This window comes from Candidatus Chlorohelix sp., from assembly GCF_037138995.1.
Taxonomy (GTDB): domain Bacteria; phylum Chloroflexota; class Chloroflexia; order Chloroheliales; family Chloroheliaceae; genus Chlorohelix.
Genome location: NZ_JBAXHI010000090.1, coordinates 1 through 3,802 on the forward strand (window position 1 = coordinate 1; position 3,802 = coordinate 3,802).

The 3,802-nt window shown below is 51.3% G+C and carries 2 protein-coding genes; both read right to left on the reverse strand.

The features are described from left to right. Positions 1-639 (reverse strand): DUF3780 domain-containing protein (locus WCK19_RS18245; protein ID WP_342398835.1); only part of this gene is annotated, 639 nt, incomplete at its 3' end. Next, positions 636-3,719 carry a DUF499 domain-containing protein gene (locus WCK19_RS18250; protein ID WP_342398836.1) on the reverse strand — a complete coding sequence of 1,028 codons (3,084 nt, stop codon included), beginning with the start codon at positions 3,717-3,719 and terminating at the stop codon, positions 636-638. The genes WCK19_RS18250 and WCK19_RS18245, both read right to left, overlap by 4 nt. Between the last annotated feature and the right edge of the window lie 83 nt (positions 3,720-3,802).

Below are 3,802 nucleotides of genomic sequence, written 5' to 3' on the forward strand. Positions count from 1 at the left end.
GTTGTAGTTTTCACGGTCTTCCGGCATCAGCCCCCGCGCCTGACTCCACAGGGTTTCTTGCTGGCTCAGGCGCACAAGTGGCATATCAAACTCAAGTTGGTTATGGTCAGCCACCGGGTTATCGGTGAGAGCGTAACGCACCGCCCTTCGCCAACCGCGATTGCGCCCGTTCAGGGCATGTCCGGTGGCTGCGTTGGTCATCGTAAAAAGCCACCAACGTTCTTCGGGGGATAGCCCAAGCCAGTTTTTTATAGCGGTTGGAATCAGGGCGGGGTCGGCATCCTCAATCGCCCAGCACAGCAGCACCAGTTCTTTACCCAACAAGCGGGAAACGGGGGTTTGCCCTGTTTTCCAGTTACCGGGCTTCAAACCGAGTTGCCGCAAACGTTGGTTAAACTCCACGCGCGCCGCGTCCGCAATCAAATCCCAAGCGCGGCGATTGAGAATAACCCGCAATTTGTTATCGTCCTTGCCAATGGCTAGGCTTAGTTCGCGCCTTGCCTCGCTCTCGTCCCAAGTCAGATGCTCACTAATAAGAACCGCCTCTTTTTTCGAGGCGGGAATCGTTACCAGAAAATGGTGCGCCGACTCGGCAACTATAAAGCCAAAGCCGAGCGCGGCGGGTTTTGGGTCGGTCACTGCAAAATTTCTTCCTGTATCAAGGTAATTTTGGTTTCGGCTTCCCAATCTTTCAGGAGTTGACCACTTTTGAAGCGGATACCATCGTTCACTTCCAGCGAAGCCTCGCCTTCTTCGATTGTCGTCCGCAACCAGTCTATCATATCACGGGCTTGTTGGGCATCCAGATTAATCCGCTCATCGCTGGTAAATTCCACCCAGCCCTTCTCCTGACTGCTAACCATAAAGCGGGGACCACGAAGAAAACCCTCATACTTCTTGAGCCTGTCCAGAAACACATAAGTTTCGGCGGTATTCTTCAGGTCAAATTTATGTTTCCACAGTACCGGATTTTGCAGGTCAAGCGCTAACGGGTGCGGACCCTTATCAATCTCCAGCTTATGCGTTTGGGATTGCACGCCCCCTTTGCTCGCCACCGCCAACACATAGGTTGTGGCAAGCGGAACGGCAAAATCGCCATCATACAGCCCCCCGTTATGCTGAGGGTCTGCGCCGTTGGTGGTATAGCGGATTTCCGCGCCGGGAGGGGCAGCCCGCAACTCCGCCATCGTAGAATCGCCGTTTTTATATTGGCGCGATTTCAGAGTAACGGTATTTTTCCAAGTTACCGCCTGCCCGGTGGGACATTTCCCGGTAGAATCCACGCATAGGAACTGCACCTCTATTTCTTCTGTCTCAAAGTTTTTGGGGTCAGCTACCTTCATTGAGGCAGTCGTCACCTTGCCGCCAACTTCATAATAGATAGTGTCGCCGTTATTGGCATGCAAGCGCAAAAAAACCTTGCCGGTATCATCATCGCGCTTTAGCTGCTGCACCTTAACTTCAGCGGTAGGCGGCGGGGGCGGGGTACGGTCGACATAGTTGCCGCTTTCACGCCATTGCGCCTTGTGGATAAGCTCATCCCGCATTTTGTCCAGCGCGTCCGGGCGATGCCATTGCCACTGTGTATTGGTCGCAGCCCGCTTCTTAACCTCACTCCACGGCATAAAAGGCTGAGTAAAAAGACGCGCTTCGCATTTCTTGCGGAAAGTATCGCTGGAAACATCCTCCGTGAACTTTTGACGTTCTAACAGCGTTTTGCGGATTTGCTGCTCCCCGTTGAAATTATTATTGGTGAAATCCATAATACAATCGGTCTTTAGCAATTGCCCGCTATCCCCATGCGGATAGAAGAAGGTGGTAAAAGCTTCACGCAAAGCGCTAAGCAACCGCAGCCTTATTTTATCCAATAACTCTTGCGACATAATTAGTTGGGGGTCATTGGCAGAAACCTTCTCCGCTTGCATCTCAGCAATAATGTTTTTAATAGCTTTAAAACTGGCGGAATTATCCAGCAAAGTATCATGGGTATCTTTTATCCCAGTCAGGAACAATACCCGGTTTTTGTAAGCTAAATTCTCGTAAAACTGCTGGTAGCCTTCGCTAAGCCCACCGCCGGGTTGCGGCTCGCAAATAACCAGCGACACCTTATCTTGCCCAATCTCCACCCCATCGGGAGGCGGTAGCGGCAACACTTCCTGATAGCAATCCTTGATGGTAATCTTGAAAAGCTCCTTGAGATATTCGCGGAGTTCTTTATAACAAGATTCACGGGTATAACTTTCGGCGGTAGTCTTTAATTTCGCGACAATGTTTTGGGTATCCTTGAAAAAGAGCCGACCCTGAGTATCGGTATGCAAATACCAGGCGCGGGTAGATAGGGCGTTGAGCGCATCATTCCGCAAGCGGGAGAGGTCTCGATTGGGGGCGCACAGATAAGCGGCAATCTCGTACATATTCAAGCCCATCGCCGCGCCCGGCACATTTGCCAGCGAAGCGATAAGCAAGAGCTTGGCGGCATCCCGCGCATCGCTACTGTTCTGCTGCTCCGCGTCAATCTTCTCGGCTTCGGCATCGCCTTTGGAAGCGACATCGTGGCTAATAGCGGCGGCGAGCTTTGGGTTAATTTGGTTTAGTTGACTAAGCGTTTCGCTGTGATTAAAATCAAAATCATGGGCATGTATCAGATAAAACTCGCCGGCTTTGCCCTCTTGCTCATCATATAAGCGCGAAACCAGCACCCGCATGAGGCGAATTAGCCCACGGGTTTGCTGGAAGCCCGCATTTTCCTTGAAACGCGCCCACAAATCCCGTATGCCAAAGTGGAATGGGTAAGACTCGCGAAGACGCATGGCATATTGCTCAGGCTTTTCGCGGGTAATATCACTTTGTTGGGCAGCTTTAACCGCTTTAGCATAGCCCTGCGCCACTTCCGCTATTTCAGCCTCACCGGGTAATTCCTCAAACAAACGCTTGCGTAGGATGTGGTAAACCTCGTCAGTATTCATACCAACAGGTTCAAGCACCATCGCGCTACGCCCAACTTCTTCCCTCAAATTCCCCAACGCGCGGTTAAGCTGTTCGCTACCGCCTTCGTAGGTCGCCTTCAAATCGGAAATCACCACCGCCACATTAGACAGTTCCGGCTTGCCAACCGCCACCAACAGGTTAGATAAAGCAGTGGTGGTAACTTGCGCCAAATCGGAGTTCCCAATCGCTTTGGATTTGGCATTCTCGAAATAGGGTGGCAACTCATCCAGCAAAATTAGTAGCGGTTCGCCCTGCAAGAGATTCGCCCAAGCAGTTTGACCGGGAGCTTGTAAGGGGGAATAGTAAGCGTTAAAAGCCTCCTGCTTCCCCAACTGCCGGGCAATCTCGCCCCAGATGCCAAGGGAAGCATCACTCTCACGCCCGGTAAAGCCTACCACCCGCACTTTACCGAGATTGGGATGCTGCTCATCCATGACCTTCTGCCGGATTTCGGGATGTTTGGCAAGCAAGCCAAGCGAAAGCATGTTATGGGTTTTGCCGCCGCCCATTGCTTGGGACAGCACAAAAACGCCTTGCTCATTCTGTCCGGCAAAACGGCGGAAAGCCTGTTGCAGCAACATCTTCATGCCGCCGGTCTGGAAATTCTCCTCGAAAAATTTCTCAGGCACGACCGTATCTTTAAATAAATCGGTAATATCGAGAACAGTATCACGCTTGGATGGGTCAAAAACGCTAGGGCGTGGTTTGCACAATTGCTTGAGAGTTTTCAACAGGACGCTCCTTCAAACAGGTCAGGCTTTATAGAAAATCGCGTGAAATACTAACTTATCACTATAAATATATTCCCACCAAC